A 22,812-nucleotide genomic window follows, 5' to 3' on the forward strand; every position below is an offset into this window, starting at 1 on the left:
CGAGTGCAGAAATGTATGAGAGGCACCGTCGAGACGAGACGGGAACTGGGTTGCTGTGGAGGCCGTGTGAACGGTAGAGCAGACAACAACAGACAGCCGAGCGATCATCGGTTGCCGCGCGTCGGCAGGACGCGGGAGGGCAACGGATGGCGGAGGGCAGGCAGAACTGGGAATGATGCGCGTGAATGCGAGTGATGAAGTCGTCGGAGGATGGGTGGTTGGAGTGAGGGCAACCAAGATTGGTACGTGTCGAGGTGGTTGTGCCCCACGCTGCTCCATCCCGAACCAGGCCGTGAACGCGACACACACCGAGGCTACTGCAGCACCCGCTGTGGGAACGTAGGGGGATGCGTACCGCTCCATAGAAATCCCACTGGACAACAATCCAGTGGGATTTTTTATTGTTTAATCATTCTGCACCACCGAGTTGAAACTTGATCTTACTAATGATTTCGGTTTGTTAATCAATCGCAATTCGAATACCAAAAATTTGGAAATAGGCATCAATGAAAATATGCATCCATTCGCCACGAGGAAACTCTTTGGCTTGCACGACTAGCTGATAAGCGATCAACCCATGTGGGTACTCCAAAGGAATTTCGCCATATTCAAAAATTTTAAATTGCTGAAAATGGAATAATTGATGGTTTATAGTCAGTACTAACTCAAATAGCTGTTCTAAAAAGGTTGCTGGGCTAAATTCTAAGGCATAGGCGGGTAACATTTTACGATTATGCAGATTTGAACCATTAAAGTAGTCGGTAATCTGTGCTTGATAATTATAATTCAAACAAGGGTCGAGGTTTATTTGATTATGCCAAAGATAAATACTCATCCCTCATCCTTCGCGATTGATAACCCCTTCCCCTCTTCTATTCTCATTTTTGCCTTCTGCCTTTTGATTTTTGACTTTAACTTAGCCTTGCCAGCGTTTGAGAATTACGCTAGCGTTGACTCCACCAAAGCCAAAGCCATTCGATAAGGCATATTCAATTGGCATTGAGCGTGGTTGCTTGGCTACCAAATCAATGCCCGCACTCGCTGGATCAGGATCTTCTAAGTTTAATGTGGCTGGGGCAATTTGGTCGCGAATGGCCAAGGCCGTGAAAATTGCCTCAACTGCTCCCGCTGCTCCTAGCAAGTGGCCAGTTGAAGATTTGGTAGCGCTCACGGCTAATCCAGAGTTCTCGCCAAATACTTGTTTAATTGCCGCAAGTTCGCCGCGATCGCCAACTTGGGTTGAGGTGGCATGGGCATTGAGATGTTGAATATCTTCAGCAGAGATTTGGGCTTGGCGCAAGGCTAAGCGCATTGCTCGTGCCGCGCCCGATCCATCTTCGGGGCCAGAGGTGATGTGGTAGGCATCAGCAGTTGTTCCATAGCCAACGACCTCAACCAATGGCGTTGCGCCTCGGGCTAAGGCATGGTCTAAATCTTCCAAAATCAAAACACCCGCACCCTCGCTCATCACAAAGCCATCACGGGCTTGATCGAATGGGCGTGAGGCTAAAGTTGGCCGATCGTTGAACTCGGTAGCTAAGGCGCGGGCGGCAGCAAACCCGCCTAGACTGACTGGATCAAGCGCTGCCTCAGTACCACCACAAACCGCGACATCGGCTTCGCCACTATGAATTAAGCGGGCACCATCGCCAATCGCTTGCAAACTAGCGGCGCATGCGGTGACCGGAGCGGCGATTGGCCCTCGAAAACCATAGCGAATTGAAATATGGCCTGCTGCCAAGTTGATCAAAAAGGCTGGTACGGTAAACGGTGAGAGCCGTTGCGGGCCTTTGCTATCTAAAGTGCGTACCGCTTGGGTAATGGTCGAAAATCCACCAACGCACGAGGCGATTAAGGTTGCAGTGCGCTCTTGGGCTTCCGCAGTTTGTGGTTGCCATTGAGCTTGTTGAAGTGCCTCGGCAGCCGCCGCCAAACCAAGCACGATAAAGCGATCCATTTTGCGTAGCTCTTTGCTATTGGCAACGGCACTTGGTTCAAAACCAGCCTGCGGATCATCGGCCAAACTTGGCACCATTCCGCCGATTGTGCTGGCTAAACCTGCGCTAATTTGCTCTGGCAATTGACCAATACCCGATTGCCCAGCCAACAAGCGTTGCCAAACGACCTCAACCCCACAACCCAACGGTGAAACAATTCCCATTCCGGTAATGACAACACGACGCATAGTGCTTCCTTAACTAGGCTGCTACGATCTGCAGCAACCGCAGCATCACTATACCGCAGTTTTATCGGGCTGTAGGTTGGGGTTCGAATAACGTGTATCGAGTTTGGGATTACAAGATGGCGATGGATTGGTAATCAATCTGTATCATAGGATGGAATAGATTCTGCTATCAACAAAATGTAATTGGTGGTTTTTTGCCTCAAAAGATTGGCTCTTGTTGTCGCCCTCATTCAAGTTGTATACTACCATGCGCTAGGCATAGAAGGCAGATTTATGGTTTGAGCAATGGTGCTAGAAAGAGAGTTACCAATGAATTTGCATGATGATGATCGTGCTGCCGAGCAGGAAATATTGGAGCGCTTGGCAACCCTCAGCACGATGCAATTTGATGACGTTGATCGCGCAATCCAAACTTATCTGGCAGTTGCATGCGAGGTAACTGGGACAACAACGGCCTTGATTGGCGACTTAAATCGAACGCATCAATATATTCGGGCGATTTATCCAGCGACGACTGGCAATTTGGCAGCAGGCAGCACCCTTGCTCGCGAAGATACTTTTTGTCAGTATATTGATGTGACTTCACAGCCCTTAGTTGTTGATGATGCTGAGATTGATTTACGGGTTCAACGCTTGCTTGAGCGGTTGGAAACGCCCATTCGCGCTTATTTGGGTGTGCCAATTCCGGCATCAACTGCCATGCTTACTCCAACTCTGTGTGCCTTTGATCCACAAGCGCATTGTTTTACACCGATTCATGTAGCAGCGCTTAAACTTTTGGCCCACCAAATTGCCCGCTGGATGCCATTGCTGCGTGCGCCCGCTACAGATGAGCCACCTGTTGCGCTGACGAATCTGAGTGTGGCTGAGCTTAACCAAATCGTCGCCCACGATATTCGCAATCCGTTGCATTTTTTGCAGGGAACTTTAGAATTATTGCAGGGTGATCCGCTCTTACCAGCCGATCATGCACTGGGTTCGTTGTTGCCACAGGCCTATAACTCGGTGTTGCATATTCAGCGACTTGTGCGCGATTTGGTCGATGGTACAGCATTGATGACTGGAACGCTCTCATTTGTGCGCCATACAATTGATCTAAGCACATTAATTCCTGAGATTGTGGCAGTCGCTAGCACAATGCTGCGTTCGACCTGTCGCATTCATCTGGAGCTTGATCCAAATTTGCCAGCGTTGATTAGCGATCGTGATCGGGTTTGGCAAATTGTACACAATTTAGTCAGCAATGCTGTGCGTTACACTGAAGCAGGCACGATTACGATTCGTGCGTATACCAGCGAAAAACACATGTTGAACATTGAAATTGAAGATACTGGGCCTGGCATCAGCCCCACTGATAGTGTGCGGATTTGGGAACGCCACACGCGTGCTAGTACGATCGCCCAAGGCTGGGGCTTGGGTTTAGCAATTGTGCGGGCACTGGTGCTGGCCTTGGGTGGCCAAGTTGGCATGACCAGTACCGTAGGTCAAGGTAGCTGTTTTTGGGTAATTTTCCCTTTAGCTCGGCCTGAACCAGCCTTGGTCGATTATCAGCCTTGGCGTTCGTAGCGCTTAAGTATTAGCTGGGGCTAGGCTTTGTTCGTACGGATCACCATAATGCTGCAGCACATCCCATAGCTCAGGATTATATTTAAAGTACGAAGGACTATGGGTGAATTTCGAGCTATGGATAAGTTTGATTCTTTGAAAAATAAAAGGACGCTCCAAGACTATCCGTTGAATTTCAGCTCGATCAATCGGAATTGCCCGCACAAATAATGGATAGATAATGATCCCAGTGCTATAGATTTCGATCGGCAATACTTGGCCCTTGCCCATGTTCCATTTTGCTTCAAGCTTGATTTTTTCTTATACAGCAATCTTCCGTTGGTTTGAATGGCTGTAATTGTAGCCTTCGATGCAGTTGCTCTAAAAAAGGATAGGCTCATTGTGATAATCAAAACAAGCCCAAACCCAAAAAGAAACAGCATAAACAGAAAAATTGGATCGTCCATACTTCCCTCAAATCATCATTCATCGGCAACAATCGCCGTGATCAAGCCTACACATTACGCTTAAGCACGGCTGTTGTTGCTCAATTCTAAAGCTCGTCGAGGTAGGTTACACCCCAGCGTTGACGTAGCGGACAAAATTCTCGACCAGATTACCAATGCCGGGTCGAACGCCTGTTGGCCAAAACCGTGGAAGGGTTGGTGACCTGCAATTGTAACAAAAGTGCCCCATCTGGTCTTGAAAGCCGTCTTAAGAGCACGGTTTGTGATCGATGTATTCACATTTACCGTGGTCAAAGATAGGCATATTCATGATTATATTCAAGGATATCCATATGGAATACAGCCTAATGTGGCAACCGCTATCTATCAGCAGGCTGTCAATCTTCGAACTGGCGGTTGATGCGGCTTTAACCGAGATACAGAATCAATGGGTAATGCTGTATGCGGCGATCCAATCGCATGGGTTAGTTCATCCGGATGCAATTGTACAAGCTGCTGGAATCGATGAAGCACAAACATATGGTTTAACGATCTATGCGGAACAAGGTCGGCGCTGGCAGCAAATTAATCCGACCAAACAGATGCAACAACAGCTTGATAGAGTATTGACCACGATAACGCAAGCAACGATTGTCAATGCCGAAGTGATTGCGGTCTTGGCGCTGATCCACGCCATGGATATGCATTCTCAAAACAAGGATTGGTTGATCGCCGTGCGAACGATGCTTTCACAGGTTGGCACTGATGATCTCCAAAAAGCTTTTGCATGGTCCGATAAGGTTCTCCTACAACAGAGCTGGACGATTGGGCAAGCAATCGAACTGCGACGATTATGGAGTCTTATCTGGCTCGCCTATGACAATGTGCCCGAAGCGCTGTGGGAGGCAAAGGTGGCAATAGCACTTTGGACGGATGGAGCAAGCGCGGCAGATCACGTTACCTATGCGCAACTATGGGAATTAATGATCCAATGTTGGCTCCGTCAAGCGGATGCTATGAATGCTGCCGAGGCAGCGATGACGCTGGTGGCATTCGTGGACATGCACAAGGATAGCCTGTTTACGCAGCCTGATGGGCCAAGGCTCTGGCTGGAAGCAGCGTATCATCGTGCGTTAGTGGCCGAATTCGCCTTGGATTATCCGATGGCAGCGATGTGGTATGCTGAGGCGCAACAGCGAGCACATACGGTCGCGCTGGCAACCCATCACCCAATGAGGTGGCTGATTGCCGCAGGGATGGCTCGGGGTACAATGGAATCTTGACCTTACTTCCCTCAAATCATCATTCATCGGTAACAATCGCCGTGATCAAGTGTAACGTGTAGGCTTGATCACGGCTGTTGTTGCTCAATCCTAAAGCTCGTCGGGGTAGGTTACACCCCAGCTTTGACGTAATTGATCCATGGTATTGATCAGGCTGCGCGAGGCTGCCCACGTAACAATTGGGCTTTCGATTAAGCCTGCTTGAATACATTCGGCCACATGGGCAACTTCGGTCACATAGCCATTGCCGATGAATGGCAGATCGAGGGTTTCGCTTGGTTGGCCGTTGCTTTGCACGACTAATTGTTGTGAGTGCCAAAAATTGCGTTGAAAGCGAATATAGCCGCTGCTGCCGGTGATCGTTGCTTCGCATGGCCCTGCCGCTCGCACGCTGGCAACACAGTTGGCTTGGCGATCATCGCCATATTCCAAAATGATGCTTTCTTGTTCATCAACTCCAGTTTGCCCAATTTGAGCTTGACCATAAACGCTGGTTGGCGCACCAAACAGATACAAGGCCAAGGCCAAGGGGTAAATTCCAATATCAAGCAACGCCCCACCACCAAGCGCCGGATCATACATGCGATGGCTTGGATCGAACGGGAAGTGCACACTGAAATCGGCATGGAACAAGTGTGGCTTGCCAATTGCCCCAGCCTCGATCAATTGTTTAGCCTTGATTGTGCTGGGGTGAAACCACATCCACATGGCTTCCATCAAAAAGCGTTGGTTGGCTTGGGCTGCGGCGATCATCGCTTCAACTTGTTGGCTGTTGATACCCATTGGTTTTTCGCACAGCACATGTTTACCAGCATTCAAACAGGCGATGGTTTGTTCAGCATGGCGTGGGTGCGGCGAACCAATAATCACCACATCCAATTCGGGGTCGGCCAAAAAGGCTGCCTGATCGCTATAGGCATGGGCAAATTGATGGGTTTGGGCAAAGCTTTCAGCCGAGGCTTGGTTGCGCGAAAGCACGCTCCAACGTTGGGCATTTGGCAAATCGGCTAAGGCGTTGGCAAATTGTTCAGCGATCCAGCCTGTTCCGAGTAGCCCCCATTTTAGTTGTTGCATGAATGTTCTCCAACAGTCGATGAATCCGGTCTCATGCTACCACGTAATTGGTCAACGACGTTTAAACAGGCGATTAATACTTGATCATAATCGTGGTCTATTTGTGATCAGGGTGTGAACATTGATCAATTGCTCTCGACAAGCCTGATCGTTCGGCGTATGATCGGGGTTATTCGTACTAAGGAGTAGCCACATGTTACGACAGCAACCACCTGGGCCAACCCCGCGTTTTCCCAATTTGTTGATGCGATTTCGGCGTAATCCTTTGCTTTTTTTAACCCAAGCCGCGCGTGAATATGGCGATGTAGTGCGGTTGAAATTTGGGCCACGCGAATTAATTTTGTTAAATCACCCTGATGATATTCATGCGATGTTGGTGACAAATCAGAAGATTTTGGCCAAAAGTATAGTTTTGCAACGCTCCAAACGTTTATTAGGCAATGGCTTGTTGACCAGCGAAGGCGAGCAACACATGCGCCAGCGCCGTTTGGTACAGCCCGCTTTTCATCGCAAACGGATCGCGGGCTATGCTGAGGTGATGGCCATCTATGCTGCCGAAATGCGCGAACAATGGCAACCAAACCAAGTTTTTGATGTGCATGCCGAGATGATGCGCTTGACCTTGCGGATTGTAGCTAAAACCTTGTTTGATGCCGATGTTGAGCGTGATGCCCAGGCGGTTGGCGAGGCGCTTGAACATTTGCTCAATCGCTTTAATGTGATGATTTTGCCCTTTGCTGAGTTGATCGAACGCTTGCCACTAGCCTCGAATCGGCGGGTTCAAGCGAGCATTCAATATCTCGATCAATTGATGTTTCGGGTGATTGAAGAACGCCGCCACGATCAACGCGACCACGGCGATTTGCTCTCGATGCTGCTGTTGGCCCAAGATACCGAGGGCGATGGTACAGGGATGGACAATCAACAAGTGCGCGATGAGGCGATTACGCTGTTTTTGGCGGGCCATGAAACTACTGCGAATGCTTTGAGTTGGACATGGTATTTGCTTAGCCAACATCCGGCAGTTGCTGAACGTTGGTATCGCGAACTCGACGAGGTGCTGGCAGGGCGCATTCCAACCATGGATGATGTTCAAAACTTGAGCTATACGCGCATGATTCTATCCGAATCGATTCGTATGTATCCCCCAGCGTGGATTATGGGGCGTGAAGCCTTGGCCGAATATCAGGTTGGCGAGTATGTTTTTCCCGCTGGGATTGGCCTGACCGTTTCGCCGTTTGTGGTGCATCATGATGAACGTTGGTTCCCCAATGCTTATCAATTTAATCCTGACCGTTGGACGGCTGAGCAAATTGCTCAACGCCCCAAGTGGAGCTATATTCCGTTTGGTGGTGGCTCGCGAATTTGCATCGGCGAACAATTTGCTTGGATGGAAGGCATTTTATTGCTGGCAACGATTGGCCAGCGCTGGCGCTTAAAGCTTGTGCCTGAGCATCCAGTGGCTCTACAACCTGTCATTACCCTACGGCCACGCCATGGGATTAAGATGGTCGCGGTTGCCCGCTAAATGATCGTGGATACGCACTGGCTTGCAGCTATTAGCGTTTGATATTTGACCAGTCTCTGATCGCCTATAGTCTCATCCCCATCTGCCTTGTGCTTTGTTCTAAGCGTAGCCCATGCCAGCAGTTGAGCAATAGGGCAATCGCGCTAGCAGCAATCAACCCACTGCCCAAGCGCAAAAGCCAAACATTATTTATCACCACTGCAACAACCACCAAGCCACTGCCCAAGCCATAACTTGCAATCGCGATGCTGCTCAATTGCGGCCAAAATAGCTCGCGGGCAGTGCTTGGAACAGGTTGTTTGGGATTATTGGCACGGGCTATCCAAATCAAAAATGGAATAATTTTGTGCAGCATGGTCATGATTGCAAGGCCAATCCAGCCTTGCATGGCTGCCATAAATAACACCTGAAATTGCTTAACGCCACTGCTTGGCAACCAACCTAGACTGGCTGCAACCGCCCAGCTACTACAAATTAATAGCCAAGCTCCCGCCGTAATAAACACTTTGATTGGGCTTTCAACGTGGCGGCGAATCCGATGCTTGAGGATAGTTCGTACATCAGCCAACCATGCACCGATACTGAGCACAATTAAACCTGTGCAACTCAACATAATTGATTGTGAAGCTTGATGCCACAGGGCTAAACCAGTCGCATAGGCCGCAAGGTTCATTCCAAGCATCGCGACCCAGCGCCAACGGCAAAGATAGCCGTGAGCTAAAGTAAACATTGGCAACAAACGATAACTAAGCGCCAAGGTGAGCGTGCTAAACCAACCCAAAACGCCCAACGTGGCATGCCCCAACGGACCATAGGCCACCAAACTCGGCCAAACGAGGATTGAGCGATTGATGACCAAGGCGATACCAATTAGGAGTTGAATTGTTAAGGTCGTTAATCCTAAACTGATTCCAATCGTCGTCACATCCCACTGTTGCGCAACCCATAAGGTGCGGCCATAGCTCGCCAAAATGCCCAACAAGCCAAGACTCATCAATCCAGCCCCGCTAATCAGCCAATGAGCTGCCGCTTGACTAAATGCCCAACTAAACAGGCCGCTGCCAACCACAAACGCGCCAAAGCTCCAATCGACCATGCTGCGCCAAGCCAACGGTTGCTGTAACAGCACTGGCAAGAGTTGATATAAGGCCGCCAAACAAATTAAGCTAGCCCAGCCAAGTGTGATCAAGTGGGTCAAACTTAAGATGTTGGGGCTATAGGGGAAGCCAATCAACTGCGGCGCAATCAGCCCTTGCAAACTGGCCCAAGCCAGCAAAAATCCTTGGGCAATTAGCAGCAGAATCAACACATTGCGAGCGTGATTATAGGTTTGGCTGGGCACATGCATCGCATCCTCGTTTCAGCAAGCAATTAACCGATGCTTCAGCCTAGCAAATTTCGGCTAGCGATGGCGTGACTTTTCTCACATAGCTTGGTTGTGAGAAAAGTCGCTGCTCAATCGACCTGCTGGCGCTAGACTCAGCATAGTGAGCTATTAGCGCAACGAGGTATCCATGATTACCGCTACTATGACGGTCGCTGACATTCTCAAGCGTTATCCCAATTTGCTTGAGGTTTTTGTGGCTCAACATCAGGCCTTTCAACGGCTGCGCAATCCGCTGTTGCGGCGGGTATTTGCCCGCATGGTTACGCTTGAACAGGCCGCCCAAATTGCTCAAATTGAGCCAGCCAGTTTAGTGCAAGCACTGAATCAGGCTAATGGCGAACCCGTTGCGGTTACGCCGCTGGCTGAGCCTTCCAGCCCACAGCTTGATCCAACGATTCCACCAGCTTGGCTGCAATTTAGCCATATCAGCTATTTACTCGATGTACGTGAAGCCCAAGCAACTGCCCAAAATCCCTTGGCGCTGATTACTCCCGCCACGCTAGCGCTTGCCGATGATCAACTGTTGCTTTTACGCAGCAGCTTCGAGCCAGTGCCGTTGTATCAGTGGCTCGCTCGGCGCGGCTACCAAGCTTGGGCGCACCAACATACCAGCGACGATTGGTTGGTGTTGATCGGACGACTTGCCAGCACTGAAACTCAGCCAAGCGACCAGCCCAACTCCGCCAAGCCATGTGTGGTTTTGGATAATCGCGGCCTCAAACCACCCGAACCGATGGTGCGCACGATTACAACGCTCAAAAAGTTGCCGCCCATGAGCTATTTAATCGGCGTTACCGACCGAATCCCGGTGATATTGCACGAAACGCTGAGCGACGAAGGCTACACGTTTGAGTCGTTAGGCCAGATTCAACAAAGCTATCTGACCCTGATCACTGCTGGGTAAGGAGTTTTCAACCAAAGCTATTTAGCTGATTCCATTGTTGTGAGTTGCTAGCGAATAGCCTATTTGCTATTCCCCTCCATGTGCCAAGTGAAAACAACAGTGTCGTTATAGGTTCAAGGAGCACCCGATGGTCAAACCTCGCCCCGTTCGGAAAGCGATTATTTGGGGTTGCATTACCACTTTTAGTCTTGCGATCATGATTGCGGTTGGTTCGCGTGATCTGGCGCATTTTGATGCAGCCCTCGTCGCCTATACCTTTGCCACGCTTTTTGCCACCTTCGGCATTACCTACCGCTATACGATGTGGCTGCAACGCCCGCCAACCGCCATGTATTGGAAACGCGGCTGGCAAATGTTTTTTAAACCTCAGCGCTTATTAACCAACACCCGCAATTTATTTACCCGCACAACCAGCGATTTTGCCGCCAATCGCTTTATTTGGAAGCGTGGCAAATTGCGCTGGCTGGCCCACTGGTTCATTATGTGGGGCTGTATTATTGCCCTCGCGATTACTTTTCCCTTGGTGTTTGGTTGGCTGCACTTCGAGAGCGTACCAGGCTCGTTAGAGTCATATCGGGCTTATATTTTTGGCTTTGCGCTCTTCGATTTCCCTGTGCATTCGATGTTTGCCTTCTTAATGTTTCATGGCTTGGTTTGGTCGTCGTTTGCGGTGATTTTTGGGGTGATGCTGGCGATGTGGCGACGCATGCGCGACCATGGCGCGGCCTCAGTTCAGCAATTTGTTGAAGATATTTTGCCGCTGATTTTGCTGTTTGCCATTAGCGTGACCGGCGTGATGCTGACTGCTAGCTACACGTGGATGCGTGGCTATGCCTTCGATTTTATCGCAATTCTGCACGCGATCACGGTGATTTTTACCTTGCTGTATATGCCGTTTGGTAAGTTTTTTCACATTTTCCAACGGCCCGCCCAACTTGGGGCAACCTTCTACAAAGATGCAGGCGCTGTCAGCGAGCAAGCGCATTGCCGCCGTTGTGGCGAGGCCTATTCCTCGCGCATGCACATCGAAGATTTGATTACCGTGCAAAAGCAATTGGGTTTTCGCTACGAGGTTGAGGGCGAAATCGAACATTATCAATGGATTTGCCCACCCTGTCGGCGGGCAATGTTGGTTTTAGCCCAAACTAAACAGTGGCAAGGCAATTTTGGCGATCAAATGTTTTCGAGCATCAGCGAGCAGCCGACCGCGCCGCGTTTTGGCAACGCCGTGATCAGCGAAGGCCCACTTGGCCATGAGGATCAGGCCAATCTGCATTTTTAGGTTTATGAGGAGTTTCAATTATGGCACAGCTACCCCGTTCTGAACTCGATATTATTGCAGCATTTGGCCCGCACCTCGCTCATGCCCAAGGTCAACGGCTTGAAGCTGGAGTGGAGCCAGATCGCTTGGTCAAAACCCATTGTTGCTTTTGTGGTCAGCAATGCGGTATTCAACTCAAAGTCAAAGATAACACCGTGATTGGCTTTGAGCCGTGGTACGACTTTCCATTTAACCAAGGCATGCTCTGCCCCAAAGGCGTGAAACGCTACTTACAAGGAGCGCATCCCGACCGCTTGCTGACTGCCTTGGAGCGTGATCCTGCTAGTAGCGGCGGTTTTCGGCCAATTGAGTATGCTGCGGCAATTCAGCGGGTTGCTGGCGAGATTGCCCGCATCCAAGAAAAATATGGCAACAGCGCCTTTGGCATTCTCTCAGGCGCTAGTTTGACCACCGAAAAAACCTATCTCATGGGCAAATTTGCCCGTATGTGCCTCAAAACACCTTATATCGATTACAACGGACGCTTATGCATGGTTAGTGCTGGCGCTGCCAACAAAAAATCGTTTGGCATCGACCGCGCCGCCAATGCCTGGGACGACATGCTACATACCGATGTGGTCTGGATTAGCGGGGCGAATGTGTCCGAATGTGCGCCAATTACTACCAGCTATGTGTGGCGAGCACGCGAAAACGGAGCCAAAATTATCGTGGTTGACCCGCGCATCACACCAATTGCCCGTACTTGCGACTTGTATTTGCCAATTAAGCCAGGCCGCGATATTGCCCTGTTCAACGGCATTTTGCACCTGATGATCAAAAACGATTGGCTGGATCATGACTTTATCAACAATCATACAGTTGGCTTTGAGGCCGTAGCCGAGCATGTTGCCGCTTGGACACCTAAGCGCACTGCCGAAGTTACGGGTATTGCCGAAAAAGGCATTCAACAAGCCGCCGAAATTTGGGGCACGGCCAAAACTTCGTTTATGACCCATGCCCGTGGCATTGAACACCATACCCATGGCGTGCAAAATGTTATGGGTGCAATCAGTTTGGTGCTCGCTTCGGGCCGCATCGGGCGACCAAATTGTGGCTATGCGACGATTACGGGGCAAGCCAATGGCCAAGGTGGCCGCGAGCATGGCCAAAAATGCGACCAATTGCCAGGCTGGCGCGATTTGGCTAACCCCGAACATCGCCAACATATCGCCAATATTTGGGATATGCCAGTCGAAGATATGCCGCAACCTGGGGTTGATGCCTACGAAATTTTTCGCAAAATCGAAACTGGCGAGATCAAAGGCTTGCTCAGTTTGTGCTTCAATCCCAAGGTTTCGCTGCCCGATAGCGAATATGTCAGCGCGATGCTCGACAAACTGGAATTTTATAGCTCGATTGATTTTTTCTTGAATGATAGTGCCCGCCATGCCGATATTGTCTTGCCTGGCTCGCTGCAAGAGGAAGATGAAGGCACGGTGACCCAAGCCGAAGGTCGGGTGATCAAAATCAATCAGGCAATTCAGTCGCCTGGGGCTGCTCGCCAAGATTGGCGAATTATTCAGGATATTGCTAAGGCTTTGGGGCGCAGCAAGGGCTTTACATTTAACGAGCCACGCGAGATTTTCGATGAATTGCGCCGAGCTTCCAAAGGTGGCGTTGCCGATTATTCAGGCATTAGCTACGAGAAAATCGAAGCCCAAGGCGGGGTTTTCTGGCCATGTCCCAGCGATGATCATCCCGGTACGCCGCGCTTATTCGAGCCAAATTCGTGGAATCCAGTTGCCAGAGGTGCTGGGCCGTTCTACTTCCCCGATGGTAAAGCCCGCTTTAATGTTTCGCCCTACACCCCGCCCGCCGAAGATGTTGATGCCGAATATCCTTTAATGTTGACGACCGGACGGGTGATTAGCCACTTCCTTTCGGGCACGCAAACCCGCCGGATCGGTCCCTTGGTTGATCAATATGCAGAGCCACGGATTGAAATTCACCCACAACTGGCCATGCGCCACAACATCCAAGAAGGTGATTGGGTGACGGCTCAAACGCGGCGCGGCGAAATTACCCTGCGGGCACAGTTGGTTCGCACAATTCGCCCCGATACGATCTTTGTGCCCTATCACTGGGCTGGCCAAAAGAGCATCAATCGCTTAACAATCGCCGCCCAAGACCCAATCTCGAAAATTCCTGAGTATAAGGTTTGTGCGGTGCGGATTGCCAAAGCGACCCAAGCGCCTGCTTATGCCAGCCAACTTGAGCCACAGCAATAGGAGCCTGCCATGCCTGAAGCCCAATATGAATTTTTTATCGATCCCAGCCGCTGTATTGGCTGCCAATCGTGTGTGCAAGCCTGTAGCGAGTGCGATACCCACAAAGGCCGCGCAATGATTCACCTTGAATTTGTGAATCGCCAGTATTCGACTCAAACTGCGCCAGTGGTGTGTATGCACTGCAATTCGCCAACCTGTGCCGAGGTTTGTCCGGCGGATGCGATTAAGAAAACGCCTGATGGGGTAGTGCAAACCGCCCGCAAACCCCGCTGTATTGCCTGTAATAACTGTGTGCTGGCCTGCCCGTTTGGTGTGCCCAAGATGAATAGCGAAGCCGAACTGATGATGAAATGCGATATGTGTTATGACCGAACTTCGATAGGCAAAGCGCCGATGTGTGCCTCGGTCTGCCCAAGTGGTGCTTTATACTACGGGACGCGCGAGCAAATTGAAGCCCAACGTCCCCGCTCGATGCCTGTGAATCAATTTCAATTTGGTCAGCAAGTTATCAGCACAAAAGTCCATATGATGGTGCCCCGAACCGCCCAACCAGAACACATCGACGTGCTTTCGGCCATGCATGATCACACCAGCGGCCAAGATATTTTCTTGATGATGCATGAGGATTAACGCCGTCGCTTGTTCTCGTTGAAGCTCTATCAGAAAGGACTTGCTGAATTATGACCCACGATCACGATGAACTTTCGTTGTCCCCCGATGGCCTGCCATTGTGCCAACAACCACAATGGCGGCAAGATTTTCCAATCGATGTGGCTCAAGATAACTATGTTTCACGGCGTGAATTTGCTAAATTTTTGGTGTTGATTAGCTCGGCGTTTAGTGCTGGCCAATTTTGGATTTTGTTTAAAAATTGGCAGCGCAACCAAGCCGCCGCGCCGCCAGCCCAAAAAATCGCCAATTTAGCTGATATTCCGGTTGGTGGAACGCTGCTATTTCGTTACCCCAACGAGCATGAGCCATGCATTTTGGTGCGACCTGATGAGCATACCTTGGTTGCCTATAGCCAAAAATGCACCCATCTTTCATGTGCAGTGATTCCCAACGTCGCCGAAAATAAAATCGTCTGCCCATGCCACCAAGGCTACTTCAGCTTGGATGAAGGCCGACCATTAGCGGGGCCACCGCAACGCCCATTGCCACGCATTCATGTTGAGGTGCAAGGCGATGAGGTGTTTGCAACCTCGGTGGAGTTACGCAGCATATGAAACAACGCTTTCCACGTCATCAAAAAATGACCATCGTCCATGGCATTTTAAGTATCGTGCTAATCATCGATATTGTGCAGCTTTGGTTGTTGACCGCTACCATGAACTCGTATCTTGGTGGCGATAGCGGTGTGCCACTGCCAGCCTTAATCTTTAGCTGCATCTGTTTATTGCTCAACCTTGGCTTGCTGAGATTTCTCTACAAGCTTGATCGAACTGCCAACTGATTTTAGGAGCCTTGCAATGACTGCTCAAGCAACGGCCAATGGCGGCCAAGCCCGTGGCAATTTGGGCCAATTAATCCTCGCAACTGGCGCATTTGCCATCTGTTTTGCGATTTTCGGCTCGGTTTCGGCCATGATGCCAACTATTAAAACTGATTTGAATCTTACTCCAGTTCAGGTAAGCGTTGCGCTAGCCTTGCCCGTGCTGCTCGGTAGTTTGGGCCGGATTCCCTTGGGGATGCTGACTGACCGCTATGGTGGGCGGGTGGTGTTTAGCGCGGTGATGGCTGGCTCGATTATTCCATCACTCGGTATGGGCTGGGTCGAAACGTACAACCAACTCTTGATTGCGGCGTTTGGTTGTGGCTTGGCTTTAGCTAGCTTTTCGGTTGGGGTCGGCTTTGTGAGTGGCTGGTATCCGCCGCAACGTCAAGGCTTTGCCCTAGGCGTGTATGGTGCTGGCAATGCTGGGCAATCGTTGGCCGCGTTTGGCGCACCAGTGCTAGCCGCCAATTTAGGCTATCAATGGGGCTTTTGGGTTTTTTCGGCTTTGACCGTGGTTTGGCTAATTTGCTTTATGCTCTTTGCCCGCAATGCACCGCGCCAAGGGCCAGCCAAAAGCTTGAGCCAAATTTTACAGCCGATGAGCAGCCCCAAAAGCTGGATTTTGAGCCTCTACTACTTTTTGACCTTTGGTGGGTTTGTGGCGATGACGGTTTATCTGCCAACCTTGCTGACCGATTTATTTCGTATCAGCAAAACCGATGCTGGCTTGCGAACTGCTGGCTTTGTGTTGGTTGCCACCGCCGCACGGCCATTTGGCGGCGTGTTGGCCGATAAAATTGGCGGTACGACGATTTTGAAATGGGTTTTTCCAATCACCACCTGTATGGCAGGCTTGATGGCTTTCAGCAATGTTATGCCATTTACGATTGGAGCCTTGGGCATGGCAGCGGCAATTGGTTTAGGCAATGGGGCGGTGTTCAAACTCGTGCCCGAATATTTCCCGCAATCGGTGGGGATTGTGACCGGCTTGGTGGGTGCGGCTGGTGGTTTAGGCGGCTTCTTCCCGCCTTTGCTGCTGGGCTACATTCGCCAACAAACTGGCTCGTTTAGCTATGGTTTTGTGGCTTTGGCGATGTTTACGCTTGTTTGCTGGTTTGTGCTCTACTACAATAATCGCCCTCGCCGCCCAACTCCTCAATTGGCTTAATGATGTTGGCGACCCACTCAAAAACGGAGTGGGTCGCTGTTTTTTTAAGCTTCGGGATGCTCATAGACATAAAAAATATAATCTTGTGAACTGGTTTTTATGCCAAAATCGTGGCACAAGCGCAAGATTTGAGCACGATGGTCGGTGCCATGATTCACCACTTGCAGTAATACCTGCCAAACAATTAAATTTTCATCCTCGCCATCAAGCGGCTTGGTTTGCAAATCGGCATCCTGCAAATTGGCCAGATATTCGCGCATCGTAGCCTCGATGTTCGCCCAATAAGCCCGCAGCGTTGCCAGATCAGGGAACTGATTGGGATCGAGCATTTCTAGGAATTCTACACCACGTAAGCCGCTAAACCATGCTTGATCAACGCTGATTATGTGCACCAGTTGGTTACGCACCGAGCCAAGCGAATAATCGACAGCTTGCACAAATTGCTCAGCAGATAATTGCGCGACATAATCATCTAAAAGCTGGCGATTTTGAGCAAAGTGATAATTGTAAAAATGACGAAATGCGACGACATTCATTCCAACCTCCTAGATTAAACCACAATCTTTTCTTATGATAGCACATTTGTTTTATTGGAGATGAGGAATTTGGCCTATCAAGCTGCTAAAATAGCAACACCGCCCTCAATTCCTGTAGGCGGTGTTGATTTTGCAATCAAACTGACAAGTTAAATATGTTTGGCCTTGGTTTGCTCTTGGCGTGCTAATTCGCTGCGCACAGCAATTAATTCCCGGAAGGCTCGCAGAATGACGCTCAGTTTGGCTCCGGTCGGATTGCCGGCTACCCGTGGGCGATGACCATTGATCGCAACTTCTTCAAAGCGAAAGCCAGCCCGTTTGGCGCGAACCAAAAATTCGGCGCTAAACGTGGCCCCGCGTGATTGAACTTCAGTTTTGAGCGTATCGACCACATGGCGTTGCATCAATTTGAAGGCGCAATCAATATCACGAGCGGTATAGCCAAACAACAAGGTAACCAAGCGGCTCCAGCCCCAGCCATTCAATCGCCGCATCAGCGGGTCGCGGCGTGGTGAGCGATAGCCAACCACCAAATCGGCTTGATCAATTTTGGCCAGCAATTTTGGCAACTCGCCAAGGTCAAATTGGCGATCAGCATCGGTAAAAAAGACCAAATCGGTTTTTGCGCTAGTCAGACCTGTCCAAACCGCAGCGCCATAGCCTTGGTTCACCGCATGATCGACCAAACGAACATGCGGATAGCGAGCTTCTAGGTCACGCACAACCGCCGCAGTATTATCGCGGCTCCCATCGTTGACGACAATAACTTCATAGGCGCGACCAAGGCTTTCGAGGGTATTGACCACTTCCTCAACCATGGCCGGAATATTTTCAGCTTCGTTATAGGCGGGTAAGGCCACCGTGATGCTTTTCACGTTGAGAACTCCCATTGTTCGCAGATAGGGTTAAGTGCAGCCCTCCACGCATGGGCTTGCAAGCAACTATTGTAGCATAAAGCCTTTTATTGCGATAAAAGCGAACAAATGTGTTTGCTTTTAAGGTTTTTAAAGGTATACTTAAGTTTAGGGTAACTGATAGTAGCTTTTGGGTGATTACAAAGGAGTTAAAGCGATGTGTGGACGCTATTCGATCACTGCCAATGGGCAGCAAATTGCTTTACGTTTTGGGGTTCAAGTGGCAGGCGATTGGCAAGCTCACTATAATGCAGCGCCAAGCCAGAATTTACCAGTCATTCTCAATCGTGATCCGCAAAGCGTGCAATGGTTACGTTGGGGTTTAGTGCCCCATTGGGCCAAAGATCCAAATATTGGCCATAAAATGATTAATGCTCGAGCCGAAACACTCCTAGAAAAACCCAGTTTTCGTGAGCCACTGCGGAAACGTCGCTGTTTGGTGTTGGCCGATGGCTACTATGAATGGCAGGCAACTCCCAATGGCAAGCAACCAATGCGCTTTGTGCTCGAAGATACTCAGCCATTTGCCATGGCGGGTTTGTGGGAAGAATGGAATGCTGGCACAACTCCCTTAGCCACATTTACGGTTATTACGACCTCGGCCAATCCCATGGCGGCAGCGGTGCATAATCGTATGCCAGTGATCCTTGAGCCGGAAACCGAGCGTGAGTGGCTCAATCCTGCTGCTGATGTGGCTGATCTGCTGCCGTTGTTAACGCCGTTTGCTGGTGAAAAAATGCAGGTTTATCCAGTTTCGACCCGCCTAAATTCACCAAGCAACGATGACTCAAGCTTAATTGCGAGATCTGCAATTTAAGTGGATTGAAGGCTGATTGGCGCTAAAATACTGGCCTAAGCATTTGCGTAGGACTATGGTACGGGCTATACTAGGAGCAAGCGTAATTCGCGCGATGATTTCACGGGCCTAGGAGTTGCTCCATGCAAGCACGCTGGTTTGCTTATGTGCCGCCGTATCTTGTCCCACGATTGCTTGATCAACGGGCCTCTTCTGCAACTCAAACAACGAAACATGGCCAAGCCGTGGTGCTTTTCGCCGATATCGCAGGCTTTACGCCGCTCAGTGAGGCGCTTGGCCAACACGATTCGCATGGAACTGAAACCCTAACCCGCCTATTAAATCGCTGTTTTGCCCCATTAATTGATGTGATCGAGCGCTTTGGCGGCATGATTAGCACATTTGGCGGCGATGCAATTACCGCGTTATTTCCGATTAATCAACCACAACGCACCCAACGCGTCGCCGCCCGCGCCGTCCGTTGTGCCCTCGAAATGCAAAGCCTGATGGAGCAATTGGGCGCAATCGAAATTCAAGCAACCAAATGGCGTTTGACCCTCAAAATTGGCATTGCCGCAGGCCATGTGCTCTATACCACGGTCGGCGATCCGACGAAGCGCTGTGTTGCGGTGGTTGGTGGTTCGGCATTGTTACGCTCTGCCGAGGCCGAAAATCAGGCTCGTTCTGGCGATGTGATTATTGATTATGCCTCGTTGGATTGCGAGCAGTTCAAGCGTGAGACGCTCGATCAGCGTTTTGCCAAGGTGCTTGGGCTTGAGCAAAGTGTGCGGGCGCAGCCAATTCGCTGGCCTGAACCAATCACCCCGCATCCACCTGCCCAATTCGATGCCTACTTGCACCCAACAATTGCCCAACAAGTGCGTGAAGGTCGTACCGCGTTTATCAACGAGCGCCGTTCGGTTACGCTGTTGTTTGTTAATTTCGATGCCCCCGATTATGATCGCGATCCATTTGCCGCCGAACGGCTCAACCATTACTTTCGCGAGGTGCTACGGATCGTCGAGCGCTACGATGGCTATCTGAATAAAGTTGAAATTGGCGATAAAGGTAGTAGTTTTTTGGTGCTGTTTGGTGCACCAGTTGCCCACGAAAATGATAGTGATCGGGCGGCGCATTGTGCTTTAGAGCTTCGCGCTTTGCCTGAATTTGAGGCTCGCATCGGCATCAACACTGGATTTGTCTTTTGTGGCTTGATTGGCTCGGAGCGTCGTCAAGAATATACCGTGATTGGCGATACGGTCAATTTGGCGGCGCGGTTGATGCAGCAAGCCAGCCAAGGCCAAATTTTGCTGACTGAAGCCACCCAAGAAACCCTTAGTTCAACCTTTTTAACTGCGCCATTGCCAGCCGTTCGGGTCAAAGGTCGTAGTGAATTGGTCGAATTACACGAATTAACCGATTTGCGCCAGACCGCGATTCGTGGCCAAGAGCCAATTTATGCTTTGCCAATGGTCGGGCGCAGCCAAGAGTTACAATCTGTCGGCGAATTACTTAGTAGCATCAAGCAGGGCCATGGCCAAGTTTTGGGGATTACGGGCGAAGCTGGCATGGGCAAATCGCGGCTGGTGGCCGAAATTCGCCGGATTGCGCGGGCGCAACGGGTGGCGGTGTATAGCGGCGAGTGCCTTTCGTATGGCACAACCATTAGCTATTTGCTCTGGCATAACTTGTGGCGCTCGTTTTTCAATGTTGATCCTGAGTGGCCGCTCGATTTGCAAATGTTGCAGTTGCGGGCGCAATTAGCCCTGATCGATCAAGATTTATTAGATTGGATGCCGCTGCTGGCCAGTGCACTACGCCTGCCAATTCCCGATCAATCCTTGACCAAATTGCTGGATATTAAGTCGCGCAAGATGCTACTTGAATCGCTGCTGGTGGATTGTTTGCGTTATCGTGCCAACGAAACGCCATTGTTGCTGGTGCTCGAAGATTGCCATTGGATCGATTCGCTCTCGAATGATTTGCTGGCGCGGATTACTAAGGCGATTCGCGATGTGCCTGTGCTGATTGTGCTGGCCTATCGACCTTCCGCCGAGCGTGATCAAACGATGTGGCACGAGTTACGCCAGCTTGAACATTGGCACGAAATCGAATTACAAGAATTTACGCTCGAAGAAACTGCCGAATTGGTGCGGCTCAAAATCAAACAACTGCTCGGCAATCGCCAAGCACCATCCGAGCAGTTGGTTAGCAAATTGACCGATCGGGCCCAAGGCAACCCATTTTATATTGAAGAATTGATTAATTTGGTGGTTGAACGCCAGCCCGATTTGAGCGACCCCAAGGCCGTGGCCCAACTGGATTTGCCTGATAGCTTACACCGCTTGATCATCAGCCGAATTGACCAGCTTGAAGAAGCAACCAAGCATACACTCAAAGTTGCCAGCGTAATTGGTCGTCTATTCAAAGCTAATTGGCTGTGGGGCGCATACCCGCAACTGGGCAGTGCCGAGCAAGTAAAACAGCAACTCAACACCCTGAGTCGTATGGATCTTACGCCGCTTGATCGTGATGAGCCTGAGCTTGAATACCTGTTTAAACATGTGGTCACCCAAGAAGTTGCCTACCAAAGCTTGCCCTTAGCAACTCGTGCTGCGCTCCACGAGCAGGTTGGCGATTATTTGGTTGAAACCTATGGCGTGGAAGGCGCTGCCGATTTGTTGGCGCACCACTATGGCATGAGCAATAATCTTGATAAACGGCGCAACTATTTTCGCAAGGCTGGCGATGCGGCGGCGGCGCGATATGCTACTGATGTGGCTTTGAGCTATTACGAACGCTGTTTGCCCTTGCTTGAAGCCCATGAAACGCTTGATATTTTCTTCGCGATGGGCGAAATCTACAAACATACTGGGCGTTGGCACGAGGCCGATGCAATTTATCGGCGTTTGTTGAACCAAGCCCAACAGCAACAGCAACTTTCAGCTTTGGCCCGCGTGTGGTGTGAAATTGCCGATGTTCAAAGCAGTCAAGGTTTGCATAACGATGCATTACAAAGCATTCAACCAGCTTTGGAATATGCCCAACAAGCGCGGGATCAGCGTACCCATTGCAAAATTTTGATGCGCATGAGTTGGATTGCCAGCTATCAAGGCCAACTGCAGCAGGCTTGGCAAACCAGTCAAGCGGCGGTGGCGATCGCCCGTGAAGCCAATGATGCCCATAGTTTGGCCTTGGCACTGAAAACCCATGGCTATATGAATGTCTTACAAGGCCAATTTGCGCTTGCCGAGCAGCTATTTGCTGAAGGCCTCGGATTGCACCGCCAACTCGGCCAGCGCGAAGATGAAGGCCGTATGCTGAATGTGATGGGTGAGGCTGCCCGCCATCGCGGCGATTTTCAGCATGCCGTCGAGCTGTATCAACAAGCCTTGGTCATTGGCCGCGAGTTGCGCAATCCTGAACGGTTAATCATGTTTTTGAGCAATTTGGGGGGGGCATTGGTGGGGCTTGGCACGTATGAAACCGCGATTGCCACCTTGAACGAGGCTTTTGAACTTGCGCGTTCGACCACGTGGTATGGGATCGCGGAAACCTATCGTTTTCGGGCTGAGGCTGCGATTGGCTTGGGCTATCCTGATGAGGCAATTCGCCATATTATCCAAGCGCATCATGCTGCTCGCGAACGCCAACAAACCCTCGAATTATGCGCTGCACTGCGGGTTTTGGGCAGTGCCTTGAGCCAATTGAATGCACCAATCCTCTTGCCACCAAGCTTGCCAACTACCCCACTGAGCTGCTTTGAACAGGCCTTGAGCATGGCCGAGGCTAGTGGTTCGCAAGCTGAGGTTGCTGCGATTCAGCTGGCCTTGGCCGAGCATTGGCAGCGTCAACAACAAACAACCAAAGCCCAAGCGGCTTGGCAGCAAGCGTATACAATCTATGGCCAATTGGGCATGGATGCGCTGCAACAACGGGTAGCCCAATATTTGAGCTAGCGCAAGCAGATGTTAACCACAACAGCCGAGGTTTTTGCCTCGG

The 22,812-nt window shown here is 50.4% G+C and carries 18 protein-coding genes; 12 read left to right on the forward strand and 6 right to left on the reverse strand.

The window, feature by feature from the left end; genetic code table 11:
* Nucleotides 1-460 precede the first annotated feature (460 nt).
* Nucleotides 461-835: a hypothetical protein gene (locus tag LCH85_00005; GenBank protein ID MCA0350349.1), complete on the reverse strand. Its 375-nt coding sequence runs from the start codon at nt 833-835 to the stop codon at nt 461-463.
* Between the two features lie 81 nt (nt 836-916).
* Complete coding sequence (fabF, locus tag LCH85_00010; protein MCA0350350.1) at nt 917-2,185, reverse strand: beta-ketoacyl-ACP synthase II; 1,269 nt, start codon at nt 2,183-2,185, stop codon at nt 917-919.
* A gap of 309 nt (nt 2,186-2,494) precedes the next feature.
* On the opposite strand from fabF, the gene LCH85_00015 reads away from it, so the two are divergent.
* The gene (locus tag LCH85_00015; GenBank protein ID MCA0350351.1) at nt 2,495-3,751 is read left to right on the forward strand and encodes a GAF domain-containing sensor histidine kinase; all 1,257 of its coding nucleotides are present in this window, start codon (nt 2,495-2,497) and stop codon (nt 3,749-3,751) included.
* Between the two features lie 778 nt (nt 3,752-4,529).
* Nucleotides 4,530-5,459, forward strand: a complete 930-nt coding sequence (locus LCH85_00020; GenBank protein MCA0350352.1) for a hypothetical protein — start codon at nt 4,530-4,532, stop codon at nt 5,457-5,459.
* Nucleotides 5,460-5,549: 90 nt separating this feature from the next.
* Here LCH85_00020 and LCH85_00025 read toward each other — a convergent pair whose 3' ends face one another.
* Nucleotides 5,550-6,533 (reverse strand): Gfo/Idh/MocA family oxidoreductase, encoded by a 984-nt coding sequence (locus LCH85_00025; GenBank protein ID MCA0350353.1) that lies wholly within the window; start codon nt 6,531-6,533, stop codon nt 5,550-5,552.
* A 193-nt stretch (nt 6,534-6,726) separates the two neighbouring features.
* On the opposite strand from LCH85_00025, the gene LCH85_00030 reads away from it, so the two are divergent.
* A complete protein-coding gene (locus tag LCH85_00030; GenBank protein ID MCA0350354.1) occupies nt 6,727-8,061 on the forward strand; it encodes a cytochrome P450 in 1,335 nt (444 codons plus the stop codon).
* A 64-nt stretch (nt 8,062-8,125) separates the two neighbouring features.
* Here the strand turns inward: LCH85_00030 and LCH85_00035 are convergent, their stop codons facing one another.
* Nucleotides 8,126-9,409 (reverse strand): hypothetical protein, encoded by a 1,284-nt coding sequence (locus LCH85_00035; protein MCA0350355.1) that lies wholly within the window; start codon nt 9,407-9,409, stop codon nt 8,126-8,128.
* Between the two features lie 166 nt (nt 9,410-9,575).
* On the opposite strand from LCH85_00035, the gene LCH85_00040 reads away from it, so the two are divergent.
* The 7 genes from LCH85_00040 to LCH85_00070 all read left to right on the forward strand — a co-directional run bounded on the left by LCH85_00040 (nt 9,576) and on the right by LCH85_00070 (nt 16,564).
* Nucleotides 9,576-10,352, forward strand: coding sequence for a DUF2249 domain-containing protein (locus LCH85_00040; GenBank protein MCA0350356.1), 777 nt, complete (start codon nt 9,576-9,578; stop codon nt 10,350-10,352).
* Between the two features lie 127 nt (nt 10,353-10,479).
* Nucleotides 10,480-11,634 (forward strand): MFS transporter, encoded by a 1,155-nt coding sequence (locus LCH85_00045; protein MCA0350357.1) that lies wholly within the window; start codon nt 10,480-10,482, stop codon nt 11,632-11,634.
* Nucleotides 11,635-11,654: 20 nt separating this feature from the next.
* Entirely contained in the window at nt 11,655-13,901 is a 2,247-nt protein-coding gene (locus tag LCH85_00050; protein MCA0350358.1) for a molybdopterin oxidoreductase family protein, read from the forward strand.
* Between the two features lie 9 nt (nt 13,902-13,910).
* A complete protein-coding gene (locus LCH85_00055) occupies nt 13,911-14,531 on the forward strand; it encodes a 4Fe-4S binding protein (protein MCA0350359.1) in 621 nt (206 codons plus the stop codon).
* A gap of 50 nt (nt 14,532-14,581) precedes the next feature.
* Nucleotides 14,582-15,127 carry a Rieske (2Fe-2S) protein gene (locus LCH85_00060; protein MCA0350360.1) on the forward strand — a complete coding sequence of 182 codons (546 nt, stop codon included), beginning with the start codon at nt 14,582-14,584 and terminating at the stop codon, nt 15,125-15,127.
* A complete protein-coding gene (locus LCH85_00065; protein ID MCA0350361.1) occupies nt 15,124-15,354 on the forward strand; it encodes a hypothetical protein in 231 nt (76 codons plus the stop codon). The genes LCH85_00060 and LCH85_00065 overlap by 4 nt, the downstream gene beginning before the upstream one ends.
* 16 nt (nt 15,355-15,370) lie before the next feature.
* Entirely contained in the window at nt 15,371-16,564 is a 1,194-nt protein-coding gene (locus LCH85_00070) for an MFS transporter (GenBank protein ID MCA0350362.1), read from the forward strand.
* 44 nt (nt 16,565-16,608) lie between these two features.
* Here LCH85_00070 and LCH85_00075 read toward each other — a convergent pair whose 3' ends face one another.
* Both LCH85_00075 and LCH85_00080 read right to left on the reverse strand, forming a co-directional pair.
* The gene (locus LCH85_00075; protein MCA0350363.1) at nt 16,609-17,100 is read right to left on the reverse strand and encodes a DinB family protein; all 492 of its coding nucleotides are present in this window, start codon (nt 17,098-17,100) and stop codon (nt 16,609-16,611) included.
* Nucleotides 17,101-17,249: 149 nt separating this feature from the next.
* On the reverse strand, nt 17,250-17,975 hold the full coding sequence (locus LCH85_00080; GenBank protein ID MCA0350364.1) for a glycosyltransferase family 2 protein: 726 nt from the start codon (nt 17,973-17,975) through the stop codon (nt 17,250-17,252).
* Nucleotides 17,976-18,171: 196 nt separating this feature from the next.
* Between LCH85_00080 and LCH85_00085 the strand changes: the two genes are divergently transcribed.
* Nucleotides 18,172-18,831, forward strand: a complete 660-nt coding sequence (locus tag LCH85_00085) for an SOS response-associated peptidase (GenBank protein MCA0350365.1) — start codon at nt 18,172-18,174, stop codon at nt 18,829-18,831.
* A 122-nt stretch (nt 18,832-18,953) separates the two neighbouring features.
* Nucleotides 18,954-22,769 carry a tetratricopeptide repeat protein gene (locus LCH85_00090; GenBank protein ID MCA0350366.1) on the forward strand — a complete coding sequence of 1,272 codons (3,816 nt, stop codon included), beginning with the start codon at nt 18,954-18,956 and terminating at the stop codon, nt 22,767-22,769.
* The last annotated feature ends 43 nt before the right edge of the window (nt 22,770-22,812 follow it).

Source organism: Chloroflexota bacterium (assembly GCA_020161265.1).
Taxonomy (GTDB): domain Bacteria; phylum Chloroflexota; class Chloroflexia; order Chloroflexales; family Herpetosiphonaceae; genus Herpetosiphon.